Source organism: Nocardia sp. CA-135398 (genome assembly GCF_050955845.1).
Taxonomy (GTDB): Bacteria; Actinomycetota; Actinomycetes; order Mycobacteriales; family Mycobacteriaceae; genus Nocardia.
This window is the reverse complement of record NZ_CP192084.1, coordinates 1,341,779-1,362,187: the sequence shown is the minus strand read 5'-3', so window position 1 is coordinate 1,362,187 and position 20,409 is coordinate 1,341,779. Positions and strand designations below refer to the sequence as shown.

At 66.0% G+C, this 20,409-nt stretch carries 15 protein-coding genes; 7 read left to right on the top strand and 8 right to left on the bottom strand.

The window, feature by feature from the left end; all coding sequences use genetic code 11:
• Positions 1–23: 23 nt before the first annotated feature.
• Together ACQP1T_RS06115 and ACQP1T_RS06110 are read right to left on the bottom strand one after the other, a co-directional pair.
• Positions 24–950, bottom strand: coding sequence for an ABC transporter permease (locus ACQP1T_RS06115; RefSeq protein ID WP_433758952.1), 927 nt, complete (start codon positions 948–950; stop codon positions 24–26).
• Positions 947–2,464: an ABC transporter substrate-binding protein gene (locus ACQP1T_RS06110; RefSeq protein ID WP_433758950.1), complete on the bottom strand. Its 1,518-nt coding sequence runs from the start codon at positions 2,462–2,464 to the stop codon at positions 947–949. Before ACQP1T_RS06110 ends, ACQP1T_RS06115 begins: the two co-directional genes overlap by 4 nt.
• Before the next feature lie 300 nt (positions 2,465–2,764).
• Between ACQP1T_RS06110 and ACQP1T_RS06105 the strand changes: the two genes are divergently transcribed.
• The 6 genes from ACQP1T_RS06105 to ACQP1T_RS06080 all read left to right on the top strand — a co-directional run bounded on the left by ACQP1T_RS06105 (position 2,765) and on the right by ACQP1T_RS06080 (position 10,071).
• Entirely contained in the window at positions 2,765–3,958 is a 1,194-nt protein-coding gene (locus ACQP1T_RS06105) for a TauD/TfdA family dioxygenase (RefSeq protein WP_433758949.1), read from the top strand.
• The gene (locus ACQP1T_RS06100) at positions 3,930–4,940 is read left to right on the top strand and encodes an ornithine cyclodeaminase family protein (RefSeq protein ID WP_433758948.1); all 1,011 of its coding nucleotides are present in this window, start codon (positions 3,930–3,932) and stop codon (positions 4,938–4,940) included. The genes ACQP1T_RS06105 and ACQP1T_RS06100 overlap by 29 nt, the downstream gene beginning before the upstream one ends.
• A 152-nt stretch (positions 4,941–5,092) precedes the next feature.
• Entirely contained in the window at positions 5,093–6,451 is a 1,359-nt protein-coding gene (locus ACQP1T_RS06095; protein WP_433762001.1) for an alanine racemase, read from the top strand.
• Positions 6,452–6,502: 51 nt separating this feature from the next.
• On the top strand, positions 6,503–7,534 hold the full coding sequence (locus ACQP1T_RS06090) for a PLP-dependent cysteine synthase family protein (protein WP_433758947.1): 1,032 nt from the start codon (positions 6,503–6,505) through the stop codon (positions 7,532–7,534).
• 145 nt (positions 7,535–7,679) lie between these two features.
• Positions 7,680–9,086 carry an MATE family efflux transporter gene (locus ACQP1T_RS06085; RefSeq protein WP_433758946.1) on the top strand — a complete coding sequence of 469 codons (1,407 nt, stop codon included), beginning with the start codon at positions 7,680–7,682 and terminating at the stop codon, positions 9,084–9,086.
• Between the two features lie 67 nt (positions 9,087–9,153).
• Entirely contained in the window at positions 9,154–10,071 is a 918-nt protein-coding gene (locus ACQP1T_RS06080; protein ID WP_433758945.1) for a putative PEP-binding protein, read from the top strand.
• Here ACQP1T_RS06080 and ACQP1T_RS06075 read toward each other — a convergent pair.
• Positions 10,053–10,628 (bottom strand): TerD family protein, encoded by a 576-nt coding sequence (locus ACQP1T_RS06075; RefSeq protein WP_040695304.1) that lies wholly within the window; start codon positions 10,626–10,628, stop codon positions 10,053–10,055. The two genes, ACQP1T_RS06080 and ACQP1T_RS06075, sit on opposite strands and share 19 nt — an antisense overlap.
• A gap of 75 nt (positions 10,629–10,703) precedes the next feature.
• Positions 10,704–11,189, bottom strand: coding sequence for a hypothetical protein (locus ACQP1T_RS06070; protein WP_433758944.1), 486 nt, complete (start codon positions 11,187–11,189; stop codon positions 10,704–10,706).
• Positions 11,190–11,845: 656 nt separating this feature from the next.
• Here ACQP1T_RS06070 and ACQP1T_RS06065 point away from each other — a divergent pair.
• The gene (locus ACQP1T_RS06065) at positions 11,846–13,288 is read left to right on the top strand and encodes a stealth family protein (RefSeq protein WP_433762000.1); all 1,443 of its coding nucleotides are present in this window, start codon (positions 11,846–11,848) and stop codon (positions 13,286–13,288) included.
• Here the strand turns inward: ACQP1T_RS06065 and ACQP1T_RS06060 are convergent.
• The 4 genes from ACQP1T_RS06060 to mfd all read right to left on the bottom strand — a co-directional run bounded on the left by ACQP1T_RS06060 (position 13,239) and on the right by mfd (position 20,241).
• A complete protein-coding gene (locus ACQP1T_RS06060; protein WP_433758943.1) occupies positions 13,239–14,240 on the bottom strand; it encodes a phosphodiesterase in 1,002 nt (333 codons plus the stop codon). The genes ACQP1T_RS06065 and ACQP1T_RS06060 overlap by 50 nt on opposite strands.
• Before the next feature lie 269 nt (positions 14,241–14,509).
• Positions 14,510–15,598, bottom strand: coding sequence for a glycerol dehydrogenase (locus ACQP1T_RS06055; protein WP_433758942.1), 1,089 nt, complete (start codon positions 15,596–15,598; stop codon positions 14,510–14,512).
• A gap of 225 nt (positions 15,599–15,823) precedes the next feature.
• Positions 15,824–16,453, bottom strand: coding sequence for a MazG family protein (locus tag ACQP1T_RS06050; RefSeq protein WP_433761999.1), 630 nt, complete (start codon positions 16,451–16,453; stop codon positions 15,824–15,826).
• A gap of 173 nt (positions 16,454–16,626) precedes the next feature.
• Positions 16,627–20,241, bottom strand: a complete 3,615-nt coding sequence (mfd, locus tag ACQP1T_RS06045) for a transcription-repair coupling factor (protein WP_433758941.1) — start codon at positions 20,239–20,241, stop codon at positions 16,627–16,629.
• Positions 20,242–20,409 lie beyond the last annotated feature (168 nt).

Genomic DNA, 20,409 nt, shown 5'->3' with positions numbered 1-20,409 from the left:
CCTCGAAATCCGCTGCACGCCTGTCATATCCGACCCCGCAGCGCCCAGGCGCGGATCCCGTCCGCCATGGCCAGCATCGCCATGATGACGATCCCGGTCAGTGCGACCACCGCGGCGATCAGGGAGGTGTCCCGATCGGCCACCGAACCCGCCAGCACCGCACCGAGTCCCGGATAGTTGAAGATGGTCTCCACCACCAGCGCACCGCCGAGCAGCATGCCGACCGTGGTCGCGAAACTCGCCACAATCGTCGGCAGCGCGAACGGCAGCACGTGCCTGGTCAGCACCGTGGTGGTCGAAAGTCCGTCCAGCACCGCGGTTTCCACATGCGGCGAGCGCGCCGAATCGAGTAGCGCGGCGCGCACCACCCGGGTATTCCAGCCGGTCTGCGGTATCGCCAGTGCGAGTACCGGCAGCACCAGCATGGCCGGACTCGCGGGGAAGCCGGAACGCCCGGTAATGGTGACGGCAGGCAACCAACCCAGACCCAAGGAGAACACCAGGATCAACAGGGTCGCGATGACGAACTCCGGAATGGCCGCCGCCGCAGTAGTACTCGGCTGCAGCAACCGAGTGGCCGGGCCGCGCCGCGCCGCCCACCAGCCGCCGAGCAGCAGCGACGCGACCACCGTCACCAGGAAGGCGACCCCACCGAGCAGCAGCGTCGGCGGAAACTTGTCGGCCAGTAGCTCATTGATCGATCGCCCGCGCGCGGTGCGGCCGAAATCGCCGGTCGCCACACCGGATATCCACTCGGCGAACCGCACCGGCAGCGGACGGTCGAGGCCGAGCTGGTGTTCCTTCGCCGCGATCTGCTCCGCGGTGGCGTCGCGGCCGAGTACCGCGCGGGCGGCGTTGCCCGGCAGCAGATCGACGGCCGCGAACACCGTCGCCAGCAGCGCGACCAGCAGGACGACGCGCCGGATGAGGAGTCGGGCGAGGGAGATCACTCCGCGAGCCAGGCTCGTTCCAGCTGCACCCTGGCGAAGCCGCCGAGGGTCGGCACATCACGCACCCGGGACGCCGCGATATCGATACCATCGGCGATGCCCCACACCAGATAGCCGCCGCGGGCGTACTGGATCCGCTGCACGTCACGGCAAGCCGACGCGTATTCCGAGTCGCTCGGCGCGGCAAGGGCTTTCGTGGTGGCCGCATCGAATTCGGCGTCCTTGAAGGCGGTTTCGTTGCGATTGGATGTCGAGGACATCAGCTTGGTCGCGAAGAACAGCGTGGAGTCGTTGGTGCCCCAGGAGACCGTGTACAGCGGCGCCTTCAGCCAGGTCTGGTCGTAGAAGGTATTCGACTCCTGCGTCACGACGTCGAGGCGCACCCCGATATCGGCCAGTTGCGTGGCGATCACCTTTGCCGATTCGACCTCGCCCGGCGCCTCGGCCTTGGTGAGGAACTGGTAGCTGCGCGCGGTATCGAATCCGGCATCGCGCAGCAGCGTCTTCGCCCGGTCCACATCGCGGATCCGCTGGGCAATGGTGTTGTCGTACAACGGATCACCGGTACCGAGAATGTCGTTCGCGACCGTGCCGTACCCCGAATGCACCTGATTCACCAAGGCCTTACGATCGACACCGAGCCGAATGGCCTCGCGCACCCGCGCATCGGCGAACGGTCCGTCGGCGGTCCGCATCGCGACCCCGACCATGGTGTCGTTCGAGCGCCGCACCACCCGCAGATCACCGCGTCCCTCGGCGGTCCGCCCCGCGATCGCACCGACATTCGAGGCCAGATCGATCTGCCCGCCGAGCACCGCATTGCCCAGTGCCGTCACGCTGTCGAACATGGTGACCTCGATGGCATCCAGCAGTGGCGCCGGACCGTACCACCGATCGTTGCGCACCAGCCGGGCATTGCCACCCTGATAGGACTCCAACCGGAACGGCCCGGTGCCGATGGCCTTGGTGAAATCGGTGGTGTCCTTCTTGACCGTGAAGGTCATCAACCGAACCAGCAGCGGCAGTTGGGAATTCGGTTCGGGCAGCGCGATGACCACCCGGTTCGGACCGTCCGCGGTGATGTCCTCCACGGCGGCAGGCATTTTCGACGCACCGCCGACGGTGCGCAGCCGACGCAGCGACCACACCACATCCTCGGAGGTGACCGGGGTGCCGTCGTGGAAGCTCGCGCCGTCGGCGATGGTGAAACTCCAACGCCGCCGCTGCGCATCGGTTTCCCACCGACTGGAAAGGCGCGCAGCAACATTCGGGTTCGCGCCGGGTACCGTGAGCGCGTCGTACACCAGCGAGGTGATGAGGAAGTCGCTGTCATTGCTGAGATTCGCATGCGGATCGCGTTCGATGCGCGCCGCGCTGCCGAGCGCACCGACCCGCAGGGTGCCGCCGCGCCGCGCCGGGCCATCCGAATTGCCGCCGTCCGAACATGCGGCGACCAACAGCACCGCACCGACACCGAGTCCCGATCGCAGGAGCTGTCGTCGATTCCATTCCATGGTGCTGCCTTCCTCGAACCTCAACGAGTCACCCGCGCGATGGCGAACCCTAGCGAATCTAGCTAGGACAGGCTAGCCTAATAGAGTTCCGGGCGTTGAGTTTTGCCGCAGCACGGCTATCCAGCCACCACCCCGAAGTCGATGCCGCAAGTTAGCCACAAGCTCTGATCCAACTCATGCAGACGTGCTATCTTAGAGACTCGCTTAGGTAAGCCTTGCTTAACGCGGCAAGACCCACTAGCTTCGCAGATCGAATCGTCACACCCCGCTTTTCGACCCGATGCGAAGAAGGGATTCCTGGTGAAAGGCGTTCTCTCCGAACGTAAGACGCTTCACCCACTGGATATCGAACGGCGCGAGCTGCCGACCACCGCCGGACATGCGGTGCGCGCGCTCGCCCGTGAGATATGCATCACGCTCGACTCCCGGCCCGATGGCACCGCGGATATCGCGCGCACGCTGACCGATCCGGCACTGCTCGAGCAAATCGATGCCCGTGTCGGCGAGTTGCCCGATGCGGTGCGCGTCGCCATGCGACCGCCCGCCACCGCGGCGGGTGCCACCATTGTCGGCACATTGCCTTTGCGCGATGCCGAATTCGGCCCGACCCCGCCGAGCTGGGTCGAAGCGGCCCGCTGGAGTGGTGAATCCGACCGCCGCGCAAGCTCATTCGAACTCGATGTCGCGATGCTGCTGCTCGCCCGCAGCGCGGGTGAACCCTTCGGCTGGCAAGGCCAGCAGGGCGGGCGGCTGGTCAACAACATCGTGCCCTCCCCCGGCCACGAACACGAACAATCCGGTGCGAGTAGCAAGATCCTGCTCAGCCCGCATACCGAGGACGCCTTCCACCCGGATCGGGCCAACCTGCTGATGCTGGCATGTCTGCGCAATCCGGACGGCGTCGGCACCACCGTCTCCTCGGTGCGCCGGACCGAGCTCTCCGCTGACGAACGCCGACTACTCGCCGCACCGACCCTGCCGATCCTGCCCGACGTCTCCTACGGCACCGGTCACGAGCGCTACTCCGCAACGCCGCTGCCGACGCTGTGGAGCGCCGAATCAGCCGAGGACACATCGGATTTGACACTTCGCTACGATCCGGCATACACCCCGCTCGACGATGCCGATACCGAATTCCGGCTGGCGTACGCGCGTCTCACCGCGGAGCTCGAACGCGTCTGCGTCACCGCCGCACTGACCCCCGGCGAGCTATTGCTGGTGGACAATGACGTGGCCGTACACGGTCGAGTACCGTTCACCGCGCGCTACGACGGCACCGACCGCTGGCTCAAGCGCGTCAATGTCCGCCTGCCCGAACGACGGCGGCGGGTCGCCGAGGCCGACGAAAATGGTTATGGGCAACGGATCGTCGCCCCGTTCCGAGCGGCAAGCAACCCGCTCGCGATCGTCGGTGTACCGGGCCGGGCTACCACCCGGACCGCAGTAAGGCTGGATACGACGCAACATGATCGAGGAACCGTTGAGCACTCGTGACCGGAGCACACCACTGCGTGTGCTGAGCCGCAGCGATCTCGCGGACGTGCCCATCACGCCCGCCGATGTGGTGCGCGCGGTGGAGGAGGCGTATCTCGCTTTCGCCGCGGGTGATTCGGATAATCCGCGCAAACTCAGCGTCGCGAATCCGGACGGCTGGTCGGTGGCCTACGCCATGCTCGGGCGCGACGGCCGTCGCCGGGTGGTCGCGATGAAGACCTCCTACAAATTCGATCCCGGCCACGACCGCAGTACCAAGCGCTACTACACGACCATCACGCTGTATGACGACAGCACCGGCGCGCCGATCGCCATGATGGACTGCGCCCGGGTCGGCGCACTTCGCACCCCTGCGGTTTCGGCACTGCTGGTGCGCGAGACCGCACGCCGCGGCGCGGAGAGCGTGCTGCTGATCGGCACCGGCACCCAGGGCCGAAATGCGCTGCCACACTTGCTCGCCGCCAATCCGCAGCTGCGCAAGCTGATGCTCTACGGCACCCATCCGGAAGGCCTGGCGGCGGTGCGCGATTACCTCGCCGCGTACAATCCGCACGCATTACTCGAAACCGTCGAGGATCCGCGAGCGGCCGCAGGGGCCGCCGATGTGGTGCTGGCGACGGCGGGGCCGGGTACCGAGGTCGCGATCGAATCCGAGGATCTCGCACCGGGTTCCACCGTTGTGCTCGTCGGCTACGGCCTGGCGCCGTCCACGTTGGTCGACGCCGATCGGGTCATCGCGACCAGCGCCGAGCAAATGGCGCTGACCGGCACCGATATGGCCGGTCCCGACGGCAGGTTGCGCACTGTCGACGCCGAACTGCCGCAGATCCTGAGCCGCCGCGCGATCGCCCGCCGCTCCGACGACGAGCGGATCTTCGTCTACAACAGCGGTTTGGTGCTGACCGATATCGCGGTGGCACACGCACTCGCCGACCGAGCCATTGCCGAAGGCCGCGGCACGGAGGTGCCCCTGTGGGACTAGACATCGGCGCCGTCGAATTCGACAAGAAGGTGCGCGACCTCGGCACCGCCGAACCCGACGGCACGCTGCTGTTCGACGACAGCTCGACCCGCGACAAGGTCAAGCTCGGCGACCATCCGCCGAGTGCGGACGCAGCCCCCGATCCCGCCGTACTGGCGGCAGTGCGGGGACTGCTGAGCATTTGCGCACCCGCCCTGCCCGCGCGCACCGATGACTGGGAGCGCAGACTGCTGGCCGATCCGAATCTGCTCGGCGATATCGCCTTTGCGATCGGCGGGCCGTTCCATGTGATGTATCCGTCACGAGTTGCCTTGAATATCAACGCGTTCCAGCGTGCGTTCGATCAGGTGGGTGTGGACGGCGTTGTCTACTACGGCAAGAAGGCCAACAAGGCGGCATGTGTGGCACGTGCCTGCGCCGAATATGGCGCCGGCATCGATGTTTCCAGTATCGGCGAACTGAATGCCGCACTGTCACAGGGTGTTCGCGGTGACGAGTTGATGGTCACCGGCCCCGCCAAATCCGACGATCTGCTGTGGCTGGCGGTGCGACACCGCGCGTTGATCGCCGTGGACAGCCTCGACGAGCTCGACAGGTTGGCCGCGATCACCACCCCGGCCGCCGCGGCTCGCGTACTACTTCGGGTGCTGCCCAACGGATCCGCGAGCCGATTCGGCATGACCACCGCGGAATTGGACCGCGCGATCTCGGTGATCGGCGCGTCCGGCACGGTCGGCCACGAATCGATCCGCCTGCACGGCTTCAGCTTCCACCTCTCCGGCTACGACGCAGTCGCACGCGCCGAACAGGCCGACGGCTTGATCACCCGCTGCCTGGATGCCCGCAGACTGGGGCATCCGGCCACCACCATCTCCATCGGCGGCGGATTCGGCGTCGATTACATGTCCGCGAGCGCTTGGTCGGAGTTCACCGAACACGCGAACGGCAAGTGGTTCCACGCGGGGAAGTCCTTCGATTCGTACTACCCCTACCACTTCCCGGCACCGGGCCCGGCCATGCTCAGCGCCATCCTCGAACACAACGCACTCGCGGAACGGTTGCGCGACAACGATATCCGGCTCGCCATCGAACCCGGCCGGGCACTGCTCGACCGCGCCGGATCCAGCGTCTTCCGGGTGCAGGGCAGCAAGACCCGCCACGCCGACGGTCACCCCTACCAACTGCTCACCGTGGACGGCACCAGCCTGAGCTTGTCCGAGCAGTGGTTCGACAGTGAATACCTGCCCGACCCGATACTGTGGCCGCCGCGCTCCGGCGAGCTCACCCCGACCTGTGTCGGCGCGGCCAGCTGTCTGGAGTCCGACATGCTCAGCTGGCGGCGCATCCCGCTGCCGCGACGAGCCGACGTCGGCGATCTGCTGATCTACCCGAATACCGCTGGCTACCAAATGGATTCGAACGAGTCGGCGTTTCACGAACTGCCGATTCCGCCCAAGGTGGTGCTGCACGACACCGGCGATCGACTCCGCTGGACGCTCGACGCCGGATAATCCGGCACCCATTCGACCAATACCCCATACGACCCGAACGAGGAGACCTCCATGCCGATCGTCACGCGCGTGACGGATCTGATCGGTCGCACCCCACTATTCGAACTGGCGACCACCCCGACCGGCACCCGGCTGCTGCTCAAACTCGAGCAGTTCAATCCGACGGGTGCGGCCAAGATCAGGATGGCGCGCGCGATGATCGACGATGCGGAGCGTCGAGGTTTGCTGAGCGATGGCGGGCATATTATCGAGTCGACATCCGGGAATACCGGGCTCGGCCTCGCGGTAGTAGCCGCCGAACGTGGGTATCGCTTCACCGCGGTGGTCGATCACCACGCATGTAAGGACAAGCTGCGCGCGATGCGAGCAATGGGTGCGGAATTGGTATTCGTCGCCGATGAGGGCGACGACAACCTGGCCACCTCGGCGCGGGAAGACCTGGCCGAGGCAATGGCGGCCGGACAGTCCGATGCGTACTTCACCGAACAGCACAACAACGACGCGAACGCGGTCGGGTACTACGCCGTGGCCGAGGAATTGCTGGCGGACGTGGAGCGCGTCGATATCCTGCTCTCCGCGGTGGGCACCGGTGGTTCACTGTTCGGCACCGCGACCCGACTGCGCCAACTCGGTTGCACGCCACGGGTGATCGGTGTGGAGCCCGTCGGATCGATCGCCTTCGGCGGGCCGGGCGGACCGTACTGGCAGTCCGGCACCGGCACCCCGCCCGGTGCCACCATCGGCACCGCCGTCGACTATTCGCTGCTGGACGAGGGCGTCAAGGTCTCCGATATCGCGGCCTTCGCCACCGCGCGCGCCGTCGCGGCCGAACTCGGCCTGATGATCGGCGGCTCCGCGGGCGGCTCGGTACACGCCGCGCTCACCCGGCTCGAGGAGTTCCCGCCCGGCTCGACCGTGGTCACCATCGTCTGCGACGGCGGCGAGAAATACCTCGACACGGTCTTCGACGACGAGTGGATGCGCGAGCGCGATCTGCTCGACGCCGACACCGAACGCGATGTGCACGCCATGCTCGACCGCTACGCTCCAGCCCGACGCGGCCAACTTGTCGAGGCGCGATGAAGAATATCCGCGCTTTCGATCACCATTGCGCGATACCCCGCCCGTCTGAAATGATCACCTTGTTAGGGTTGCCTAACTCAATTGCTCAGCGACGAGTTGGGATGGGACTCATGCCGATCGGTTTCGGGCGACTCGTGGAGTTGCGATGGTGAATCTGTCCGCATTCCGGGCCGATGGCCGACAGCTCACCGCGCTGGCCGCACCGATCGCCCTCACCCAGCTCGCGCAGATCGCGGTCTCCACGACCAATATCGCACTCATGGGCACGCTCGGTGTGCGCGAGGTCGCCGCGGGCGGGCTGGCGATGGTGCTGTTCAACCAGATTCGCACCATGTGCGTCGGACTGATCACCGGGACCGGGAATCAGATCGCGTCCTCGGTGAGCGCGGCGGATAAGCGCGGCGAGTCCGCGGACGGAGAGGTCCGCGATATCGTCCGGTCGAGTTTCCTGATCGCCACGTTCGCCGCAATCATCGGCGGCGCGGTACTGATCGGGCTGGGCTGGACACTGCAATGGCTCGGTCAGGACGCGGGCGTGCTCGCCGACGCGCGACCGCTCATGCTCGCCCTCGCCCCCGGACTGCTGCCCTGCCTGTGGTTCCAAGTGCTGCGGCAGTACACCGTCGGCATGCAGCGTCCGCAGGCGCTACTGCTGGTCACCCTCGGCTCGGTGGCGCTGAATCTGGTACTGGCCCTTACCTTCATGCACGGCTGGGTCGGACTGCCCGCACTGGGACTGACCGGCATCGGCATCGCGTCCACACTGGTCCACCTCATCACCTTCGGCGTCTTCTTCGCGATGGTCCGCGCCGATGCGACACTCGGCAACACCCTGCCGCTGCGTCCGTGGCCGGTGCACATGCCGACCATCTGGGCCGAGCTCAAACTCGGCGCGCCGATCGCGCTCACCTACGGTTCCGAGGCGGGCATGTTCTCCGTGCTCGCCCTGGTGATGGGCAGTATCGGACCGGCCGCGCTGGCCGCGCACAATGTCGTCTACCAGATCATCTATATCGTCTTCCAGGTCGCGATCGGCCTGTCGCACGGCGCGTCCATTCTGGTCAGCCATACCGTCGCGCGTGACGAATTCGGCCACGCCCGGGCGTTGGCCTGGCTGGCGCTGCAGCACGCGGGCATCGTCGCCGCGGTCACCGGCGCGATCTATATCGCCGCGCCGAAGCTCGTGCTGAACCCGTTCCTCGAACCGAGCGACACCGCGACGATGGAGCTGGCCCGGTCACTACTGCTCATCGGCATCGTGCTCCAATTCTTCGATGCCGCACAGAACATCGGCACCGGCCTGCTGCGCGGTCTGAAGGAAACCAAGGCGGGCTTCCGCCTCTCCCTGGTCGGCTACTGGCTCGTCGGCCTGCCCACCGCCCTATTGCTGGCCTTCCCGCTCGGCCTCGGCGCCGCGGGCGTCTGGTGGGGGCTGACCGCGGGCCTGGCCAGCACGGCCGTCCTCATGCTCCGCCGTTACTTCACCCTGCTCGATAACGCCGCCTCCACCCGCCCCCACCCGCTGCCACAATCCCTACCCACGCCTTCCTGACCTCGTGAAATCCGGACTTAACGGGCGGCGGAAAAGTGTTGTGCAGCAACCTGATAGCGTGCGGGGAATGCGGCAGAGCCTGGCATTGAGTTGTGAGCGGATCTCCGCTGAACTGCTCGACCACTTCGACGGGGTCGGGATGGTGCGCGGCGAGTACGTGTTCCGCGCCGCCGGGAAATATCCGACGCCCGAATCGGTTTCGGGTTACCTCGTGCCGTACCTGCGCCATATTGCGAAGCGGACCAGCGGAACAACGATCTGGTATCGCACCATGGAAGCCGATACCGCCGAATGCAATATCCTCGACGGCGTCGAAGAGATCATCGACGAGCCGCATAAACTGCTCGGCCTGCGCGGTATTCGCCGAGCGCGTCGCTTTCCCGACGCATTCGTCGCCGAACTCGAGGGCATTGCGCAGGTGCGCGACGAAGGCGCGGATATCGGCGTGCTTTTCCCCTTCGTCACCTATGTCGACGAATTGCAGTGGGCCATCGAGCAAACCAGGGCCGTGATCGGCGACTGCCCGGTCGCCACCATGATCGAGATCCCCTCGCTGCTGCTCGAGGTCGACCGGGTGGTCACCACCGGGGTGTCACGGGTGGTGATCGGCTGCAACGATCTATCCTCGCTGCTGCTCGGTCAATCCCGCGCCACGCTGCGACCGGTTCGTCCCGTTCCGCCGCTGCTGCGCGCGATCGAGCGCGTCACCATGGTGGCCGCCGCAGCGGGGGTGCGAACCGCGGTCGCCGGTTATCTGCATCCGGACCTGCTCTCGGCCTGTGCGAACCTCGGCGTCGATGAATGCGTGCTGCACTACTCCGATCTGCCCGAAGTACTGGGTGAGCAGTTCGCGGACTTACCGGATCTCGATGTGCTACAGGCGATCAAGCGCAAGACCCGCGCCGCGATCGCGCTGTACGAGGCGGAGCGGGCGGCCGGTTCCGGTCCCGACCACCCGCACGCCCATCAGACGTTGACGCCGTAATCGCGGGCGATACCCGCGAGCCCGGAGGCATAGCCCTGACCGATGGCCCGGAACTTCCACTCGTTGCCGTACCGGTACAACTCCCCGAACACCATGGCGGTCTCGGTGGACGCGTCCTCGGTGAGGTCATACCGGGCCAGCTCGGCGCCCGTTGTCGCATCGACCACGCGGATATAGGCGTTGCGGATCTGACCGAACGACTGCCCGCGCGCATCGGCATCGTGAATGGAAACCGGGAAGAAGATATTGGTGATCGTCGGTGGCGTCGCCGCCAGATCGACATTGATCACCTCGTCATCGCCTTCGCCCTCACCGGTGAGATTGTCACCGGTGTGTTCGATCGTGCCCTCGGGCGAACGCAGATTGTTGTAGAACACGAAGTGCTGATCCGACAGCACGCGCTGATTCGGCCCGGTGGCGAGCGCACTCGCATCGAGGTCGTAATCGGCCCCGGTGGTCGTTCGCACATCCCAACCGAGCCCGACCGCAACCTTGGTGAGGTTTGCGGCCTGCTTCGACAGCGAGACATTTCCGCCTTTGGCCAATGTGACGCTCATGATCCCCTTCCATTCGACGCGTTCGCGCCGCCTTTCATCACGATTATTACTCTGTACCGGACTGCTTGTGCCGGTTCAGTTCTGGATATCGGCCCAGGCGCGCAATGTCTGCACGCGCCCTTCGAGCGCATGCAATTCGCTCGCGTCCAGTACGGTGCGCTCGATTCCGTGCGCCACCGCGAAGGCCGACTGCCGGTGGTCATCGATGACTTCGACATCGATCTGGACCGCGACATAGTCTGTCGCACCGGGCATTTCCTCGGCGACAACCCGCGCCTGCCCGCGCGCGCACAGCGCGACATTGCCACCGCCGAGAATCAGCAGTGCGACATCGGGCCTTTCGCGCAAGCGGGCCAGCGAACCGCGATCGAATTTCAGGCTGAGCAGAATCCGTCGATCACCCGCACGCACCGGCCAAGACACCGGAATCGCATGTGGCGCTGGATCGGTGGTGACCAGCACCGCGATCGTCTCCTGAGGCCATTCCGGGAGCACGTCCAGTTCGGGATGATCGGCCGTAGAGTGGTCTTGACGTTGCACGGGGCTCGCTCCGGCTGCCATGTTCGTCACCTCTTGATCGCTGCAACGCGGCGGGCTGTGCCACGTTGCCTGCAAGTCTAAGGTGCTGTGCCCCTTGTTCGCTGACGCTGCGACCTTTGTCCGAACTGCTCTCAGCCACCTCTCAGGACACCGCTACGGCGTCGTAGCGTCCCGGCGCCGGATCCTGGAGGATTATGCGGTGAGGCTACCCTCATTTCAAAGGGACAATCCCGCCAAGCCACCTGTCCGGGACACCACAGCACTGTCCGGTTGACGGGCCGTCACAAGACGATGCATCATTTCTGACAGCACTCTGTTCAGCAGGTGCTTCTCCATTTCGCCGGCCGATGACTGTCCGGCCCGGCGTGCTGCTACCGGTCCTGCTCGGCCGCTGTGCCGTGCCCGTACCGAGAGCACTACCCCAAGCAGACGCGATGGCGTCCGGCCGTGAGTGAGGTGAGAACGACATGGTGTACCGATCGTCTGAGACTCGGCTGATCACTTCGTTCCTCCACTACGGCATCGTCCCGAATTTCTGAATTCGGCCGCGCCGGGCGCGGCAGCCGAGGACGGCGCCGACGGCGTCGTCCGCAGCGGTGCTCGGGTGTAGCGCGGTACCACGGGACATTTCGGCACAGATACGGACGTGGAGTAGACACATGGTTGATATAGGGGCAATGGATTCCGGAGCGGTCGACATGGTCGCGTGGCCGACGGCGGGCAATCTCGTCGTCTCGCCCGCGATGCTGGACGACCTGGGTTATCTGCGCGGTGAGTTGGCGGCCGCGGAGGTGCCGTTCCTGCTGATCCGCGATGTCGAACATCGACTGGCACTGGCCGCGGATGCCGCGCAGCGGAAAATGGTGCGTCGGGTGACGGCCACCGCCGTGGCCGCGGGATTCACGTGTGCCGAGGTGCGGCACAATGTCTTTCGGTTGAGTCGCGATGCCGATCCGGCGCATTATGTGGATCTGGAGCTGTGGGAATACCACGGCGACACCGTCGAATGCCCGCGGCCGAATGCCTTCACCCGCAATGTCTTCGACCTCGCCGATGTCGAACGCACCGAAGTTCGACTGTTCGATCGCAATTGGCCGACACTGACGGATATGTTCGCCCCACAGCCGACCGATGTCGGCTTCGATATCGATCTGGTGTTCTCCTGGGTCGATGGCACCGATCCCGAATTCCGTGCGCGCCGTGCGGGAATGCTGGCCCAGGTCGTGGTCGGTGAGGGCGATGACGCGGACGCTCGGATCCGCCAGATCGACGAACTGAAGTACGCACTGCGCTCGGTGTACAAGAATGCGCCGTGGATCCGCCGGATCTTCATCGCGACCGATTCCGCGGTGCCGGAATGGCTCGACGAGCATCCGCGGGTGACGGTGGTGCGCGCGGTCGATCACTTCAGCGATACCAGCGGGCTGCCCACCTTCAATTCCCATGCGGTGGAATGCCAACTGCAGCATATCGATGGGCTCAGCGAACATTTCCTGTACTCGAACGACGATATGTTCTTCGCCCGGCCGGTGCGGCCGTCGATGTTCTTCACCCCGGCCGGGGTGAGTCGGTTCATCGAGGCGGGCACCCGCATCGGACCGGGTCGGAACAACGAGCGACGCAGTGGTTTCGAGAATGCGGCGCGGGTGAATCGAGAACTGCTGGCCGGACGGTTCGGACACGTCATCACCCGGCATCTGGAACACACGCCGGTTCCCTTGCGGCGCAGCGTATTACTCGAAATGGAGCAGGAATTCGCGGCCGACTTCGCGCGGACCAGGTCGAGCAGATTCCGTGCGGCCACCGATATTTCGGTGACGAACTCGCTGTACCACTATTACGCCATGCTCACCGGGCGCGCGGTGCCGCAGGAGATGGCGCGGATGCGGTATGTCGACACCACGAGTCAACGCGGGCTCGCACTGCTGGACGGACTCGCCGACCATCGTGACGTCGATTTCTTCTGCCTCAACGACGGCAGTTTTCCGGAGGTCACGGAGGCCGATCGGGTGCGGGCGGTATCGGAATTTCTGTCCGCCTACTTCCCGGACCGCGCGCCATGGGAACGGGTCAGTGCACGGCCTCGTCATCTTCCTGAGTCTGCGCCTGGCGCCGCATGACCCGGGGAATGCGGGCGGCGGGCGGGATCACGATGCCCTCCTCGGCCAGCTTTCGCGCCGCCTCTTCCGGAGTGGACGGGGAGCCGACGGTCGGGCCGCGATCGATCGGGACCACCGAGTGGACGACGGTGTCCGGATAGATGTGCACGTAGTTGAAGGCCTGTGCGCCGTCGCGGCCGCGTAGGCCGCCCTCGGCGACGGCAAGATCCTGGCTGTAACAGGTCGCCGAGGCGACCGAGACCGGGATGCCCGCGAAGGTGGCGCTGGTCGAAAAGTGCAGGTGCCCAGCAAGAATCGCGCGCACATCGGTGCCGTCGAGCACATCGGCCAGCCTGCGCTGGTCGCGCAGTTCGACGGTGACCGCGAGATCGAGCACGCACGGCACCGGCGGGTGGTGCATAGCCAGAATCGTGCCGAACGGGGCGGGTTCGGCGAGTACCGATCGCAGCCAGTCCAGCTGTTCGTCGCGGATTTCGCCGTAGTGGTGGCCGGGGACGCTGGTGTCCAGGGCGATGATGCGCAGGCCGTCGATCATGTGCACCCGATCCAGCGGCTTCGTCGATGGACGCTCACCGAGCAGCGTTCGGCGCAATTCACCGCGATCGTCGTGATTGCCGGTGACCCACACGATCGGCGCACGCAATTGGCGCGCGAACGGTTCCACGATGGCGCGGAGCTTCTCGTATGCGTCCGGCTCGCCCTGATCGGTGAGGTCACCGGTGAAGACCAGCGCGGTCGGGCGGATGCGGCTGGCCGCGGCCTGATCGAGCAACTGTCGAAGACGCTGATCCGCGTTCACGTCGCCGTATAGCGCGCCGTCGCCGATCAAATGGGTATCGCTGAAATGGAACAGCACATGATTCGGTCGCGGGTGCTCCGCGACTCTGCTGGTGGGCACCGAACCGAACGTCCTTCCCCGGCGGATTCGCCCGCCATTGGCTTCGGGTTCCATCGCCAGGATAGCGAAGACCTATTGACAGGCTTCCCTCCGCACGGTGACGACATGCTTGCGGGTAGGTGAGAGTTCGGTGTCATCGCACCGAACGGTACCGACGGAATCGATGCCCTCCACCACAGCTCACATGCCGAGATCACTGCTCGGCCGCGGGTTTCGCCGAACGTAGTCGAATGGTGGTCGGCCACGGCGAATTCGGCTGCCATATCACTACGCTCAGCGAGCTGCCGGAGGCGGATAGCGCAGCAAGCAATCTGAACGCGGCACTAGCTGCCGAGGGTGTCGGCGGTGCGGAGGGCGTCAAGGACCATGGGGGTGTCGACGGTGAAGGGTTCGTTGTGGATGGTTTCGCCGGCGGCGGTAGCGCGTTCGGCGATGGCGGTCAGGGTTCGGTTGTCGGGGTCGGTCAGGCCGAGTTCGGCGAAGGTGGTCGGGAGGCCGACCGAGGTGCAGAATTCGAGGACCGTTGAAATCTCCGCGGTGGGGGCGCCTTCCAGCACCAGCTGGGTGAGGACGCCGAAGGCTACCTTTTCGCCGTGTAGGTATGGATGGGTTTGCGGGGCGGCGGTCAGGCCGTTGTGGATGGCGTGGGCGGCGGCGAGGCCGGAGGATTCGAAGCCGAGGCCGGAGAGCAGGGTGTTGGCTTCGACGATGCGCTCGAGCGCCGGGGTGACGGTGTGGTTGCGGACCGCGGCGAGGGCGTGGGTTCCGTCGGCGAGCAGGGTCTGGTAGCAGAGTTCGGCCAGTGCGGTAGCGCTGCGGGTGGACGCGCCGCCGCGCATATTCCGGACCCGCGCGGCACTGCAGGTCCGCGCCTCGAACCAGGTCGCGAGCGCATCACCCATACCAGCGATGAGCAGCCGCGCGGGAGCCTGCGCGATGGCGGACGTATCGACGAGCACCAATGCCGGATTCCGCCGAACCAGCTGATAGGCCTCGAATTCCCCAGCATCGGTATAGATCACCGACAACGCACTGCACGGCGCGTCACTGGACGCCGTCGTAGGACAGCTGATCATCGGCAGCTCCAGATCATCGGCCACCGCGCGCGCCGTATCGAGTACCTTGCCCCCACCGGCGCCCAATACCACCGTGCTCGCACTTTCCTGCACGGCCGCGGTCACCCGCGCGATCTCCGCGCGACTGCACTCACCCCCGGATTGCTGCACCGAATACTCGATCTTCGCCTCGGTAAGCGAGTCCCGCCATGTCTGCGCCAACAACCGGTACGCACTCGCCCCCGCGACAATCATCACCGGCCCCCCGATTCCCAACCGCGTCATCTCCGCCCCGAGCGCCGCCGTCGCATCCCGCCCCTGCACATAATGCCCCGGCGAAGAAAACACACTCAGCATCTGGCACCTCCCGATCCCGGGCAGCGCCGAAGCATCCACACCGCCGCCCGACAGCCGACTCCGTACCCAAACGCTACGCGTCCGCCGCACCCTCCGACCACTGACCGCGCGGCCTCGCCGAGAGCGGTGGTACGTCATAAAGCGACCGCACAGGCGCTTTCTCGGTGCACACGCGCGATCGGGCATCTGCGTGAATAGCGACGGTCGCGAAGTGCGTCGGTGGGTCTACGGCCAGTACTTGCGCCAATCGGCGGCGGATAGCGGGACGCGCTCGCCGCGGGCGGCTTCGGCGGCGTCCTCGGTGGCACGGATTTCCGATGCGAAGGACAAGGTGGCTTTGCGGAGGCGTTCTTCGGCGCTGTCTTCGCCGCCCAGCGCGACGGTGCGGAGGGTGTCGGGGATCAGGTCTTCGGGGAGGCCCGCTTTGAGGCTGCGGGAGCGGATCTTCTCGGCCAGCGCGAGGGCGGGTTGAGCCATGGCTATGCCGTCCAGGCAGGAGCGGCGGGACTTTTCCGCGGATTTGCGTTCCTCCCAGGCCTTTTCCTGGGCGGCGATTTTCTCCGCGACGGTGGCCGATGGGTCGATGGGTTCGTCGGCGAGGTGCGGGCTGCGGTTGACGAGTTTGGCGACCAGTGCGGCGGCGACATCGTCGACGGTGAATTCGCCTGCGGCCTGGGCGATTCGGGAGTGGAACAGCACCTGCAGCAGCAGGTCGCCGAGTTCTTCCTTGATGGTTTCGGCGTCGTTGTGCTGGATGGCGTCGAGCAGTTCGTAGGTTTCCTCGAGCAGATAGGGGCGCAGCGAGTCGTGGGTTTGCGTCACCTCCCAGCCGCCGAAGTTCCACAGCCGATCCATCACCTCGACCGCCCCGGCCAGCCCCGCCGCCACCACGGCGGTATCGGTTCGGCCGGATTCGGCAGTCGCATGCCCAGGTTCGGGCACCGGATGGTCGTCGGCACCATTGGTCCGCCCCGCCTCCGCCGCCGCATGCCGGGCGGCCCGCAGCACGGCTTCGTCGCGGTCCGAGCTCATCGAGCCGCCGTGGCTTCGGTCGCGACCCGCAGCTCGACGAAGCCCTTCGGCTTGCCATCCAACTGCAGCAACAGGTCGGCAACGAATTGCAACAGGACGACGTCGCGCACCCGATCCGCACCCACACTGTCTTCCACCCGAGGCAGCGGCAGTTGCACAACACCGCTTGCCGCGCGATAGCCCGCGCTCGGATACAGACGCTTCAACCGCATCTGCTTGGAATCGGGCAGGCTCATCGGCGAAACCTTCAATGTGGTGCCGGTGACCGCGATTTCGGTGACATCGTATTCGCGCGCCAGCAGGCGTAGTTTCGCCACCGACACCAACCTGCCGACCTCGACGGGCAGCGGCCCGTACCGGTCGACGAGTTCCTCGACGACGGATTCCAGTGCCGGATCATCTTGCGCCGCAGCGAGTTTGCGGTAGGCCTCCAATCGGAGCCGATCGCTGGTGATGTAGTCGGGCGGGATGTGCGCATCCACCGGGAGGTCGATGCGAACCTCTTTGACCTCCTCGGTGGTAATCGGCTTACCGTCGGCGGCGGCCCGATACGCCTCCACCGCCTCGCCGACCAGCCGCACATACAGGTCGAAGCCGACACCGGCCACATGCCCGGACTGCTCGGCGCCCAGCACATTTCCGGCACCACGGATTTCGAGGTCCTTCATGGCAACCGCCATACCCGCGCCCAGATCGGAGTTCTGCGAAATGGTGGCGAGCCGGTCGTAGGCCGTCTCGGTGAGCGGCTTCTCCGGCGGATAGAGGAAATACGCGTACCCGCGCTCACGACTGCGACCGACGCGACCGCGCAACTGGTGCAGCTGCGAGAGACCGAGAGCATCCGCGCGTTCCACGATCAACGTATTCGCATTGGAGATATCCAGCCCGGTCTCGATGATGGTGGTACAGACCAGCACATCGAATTCGCGCTCCCAGAACCCCTGCACGGTCTGTTCGAGCATGTCCTCGTGCATCTGGCCGTGCGCGACCACCACCCGCGCCTCGGGCACCAGATCCCGAATCCGCTTGGCGGCCTTATCGATCGACGAGACCCGATTGTGCACGTAGAAAACCTGGCCGTCGCGCAGCAGCTCACGCCGAATGGCCGCGGTGACCTGCTTGTCGTTGTACCCGCCGACATAGGTGAGCACCGGATGCCGCTCCTCCGGCGGCGTGAGGATGGTCGACATCTCCCGAATGCCCGCCAGACTCATCTCCAAGGTGCGCGGAATCGGCGTCGCGGACATGGTCAGCACATCGACGTGCGTGCGCAGCGCCTTGATGTGCTCCTTGTGCTCGACACCGAAACGCTGTTCCTCGTCCACGACGACCAGGCCGAGATCCTTCCACCGCACACCGGTCTGCAGCAGCCGATGCGTACCGACCACGATATCGACCGAACCGTCCGCCATGCCCTCGAGCACAGCGCGGGATTCCGCGGGATCGGTGAAGCGGGACAGCCCCTTGACGGTCACCGGGAATCCGGCGACGCGTTCGGCGAAGGTCTGCAGATGCTGTTGCGCCAGCAGGGTTGTCGGCACCAGCACGACGACCTGTTTACCGTCCTGTACCGCCTTGAACGCGGCGCGCACGGCGATCTCGGTCTTGCCGTAGCCGACATCGCCACAGACCACGCGGTCCATCGGGACCGCCTTCTCCATATCGGCCTTCACCTCGGCAATGGCGGTCATCTGGTCGACGGTTTCGGTGAACGCGAACGCGTCCTCCATCTCCTTCTGCCACGGACTGTCCGGACCGAAGGCATGACCGGGCGCGGCCTGGCGCGCCGCGTACAGCTGCACCAGCTCACCGGCGATCTCGCGAACCGCCTTGCGCGCCTTGCGTTTCGTATTCGCCCAGTCGGACCCGCCGAGCTTGGACAGACTCGGCATTTCACCGCCGACATAGCGGGAGAGCTGATCCAGCGACTCCATCGGCACGAACAGCCGGTCACCGGGCTGACCGCGCTTACCCGGCGCATATTCGATGACCAGGTATTCCCGCCGCGCCCCGCCGACGGTGCGCTCGATCATCTCCACGAACCGGCCGATGCCGTGCTGATCGTGCACCACCATGTCCCCGGCGTTCAGCGCCAGCGGGTCGACTTGGTTGCGGCGCTTGGCCGGTAGCCGCTTACCCTCCGCCGGTGCGGTGACCCGATTGCCGGTGAGGTCGGATTCGGCGACGAGCACCAGACCGGCGTCATCGAAGACCACGCCATCGTGCAGCGAACCGCACAGCACACCGACCAGTCCGGGCGTCGGTTCGGCACCCGAGGCCAAAAGCGCCGCGGGCACGTCGGCATCCGAGAGCCGTTCCAGAATGCGTTGCGCGGTACCGTGACCCGCCACGACCACGACCGCGCGGCCACCGGTCAGCACATGCGCGCGCAACGAGGCGAAGATCGTCGCCACCAGCTCATCGGATCCGCGCGCGGTCGGACCGGCCAGCACCGGCAGCACGACCTCGGCGGGATCACCCGAAGTCAGCGGGCTCAGCGTCCACCACGGCAGCCCGTGTGCGTTTGCGCTGTCATGGATTTCGGGCAGCGCGCGGTACCCGGAGGCGGCCAGATCGAGTCCGTGCCCGCCGAGCGGCGCCGCACCGCCGAACGAGGCAGCGGTCCACGATGCCTCCAGGAACTCCTCACCCGTGCGCACCAAATCGGCTGCGCGCGTGCGGATCTTCTCCGGATCGCACAGCAATAACTGGGTGCCCTCCGGCAAAACCTCGGTGAGCAGCCGCAATTCGCCGGGTTGCAGCACCGGCAGCAGGGCCTCCATGCCCTCGACCGGAATGCCCTCGGCCAGCTTCTCCAGCATCTCGACCAGCGCCGCGTCGGCGGCATTGGCCACCGCGACCGCGGCGGCACGATCGCGAACGGCCGTGGTGAGCAACAGTTCTCGGCACGGCGGCGCGACGACCACATCCACCGTCACGTCGGACAGCGAGCGCTGATCGGCGACCGCGAACGGCCGCAGCTCGGTCACCTCGTCGCCCCAGAACTCCACGCGCACCGGATGATCCGCGGTCGGCGGGAACAAATCGAGGATGCCGCCGCGCACCGCGAACTCGCCGCGCTTACCGACCATATCGACGCGGGTGTAGGCGAATTCGACCAGGCGCAAGAGCAATTCGTCGAAATCGAACTCCGCGCCGACGCGCAGCACGATCGGTTCGATATCACCGAGACTCGCGGCCATCGGCTGCATCAGGGAGCGAACGGTCGTCACCACGACCCGCAGCGGTTCCGGGAATACCGGGTCTTCCGGATGCGCCAGCCGCCGCAGCACCTCCAGCCTGCGGCCGACAGTATCGGCACCCGGCGACAGCCGCTCATGCGGCAGCGTCTCCCACGACGGGAACTGCGCGACCGCCGCGCCGAGGATTTCCTCCAGCTCGACCGTCAGATCATCGGCTTCCCGCCCGGTCGCCGTCACCACCACCAGCGGCCGCTGGGCCGCGATCGTCGCCGCGACGAACGGTCGCACCGCCGACGGCCCGACCAACTCGACCGGCGACTTACCGACCAGGTCAGCGACGGTCCGCAGGGCCGAATCGGCCCCGGCCACCGCGGCCAGTCCGGCAAGAGGTGGACGGTGGGTGGACATCAAACACTCCTGAGCTCAGGCGGGGTTTTGGTTCGGCGAACCGAGTCTAGCTACCACTACCGACACCCGAACTCCCCGCACTGGGCTCTCGCACATCTCTCGATGCCGTCGCATATCCAGTGGGTACGTCGCACAAGCTATGCCCTATGCGCGGCAGTCACACGCTAT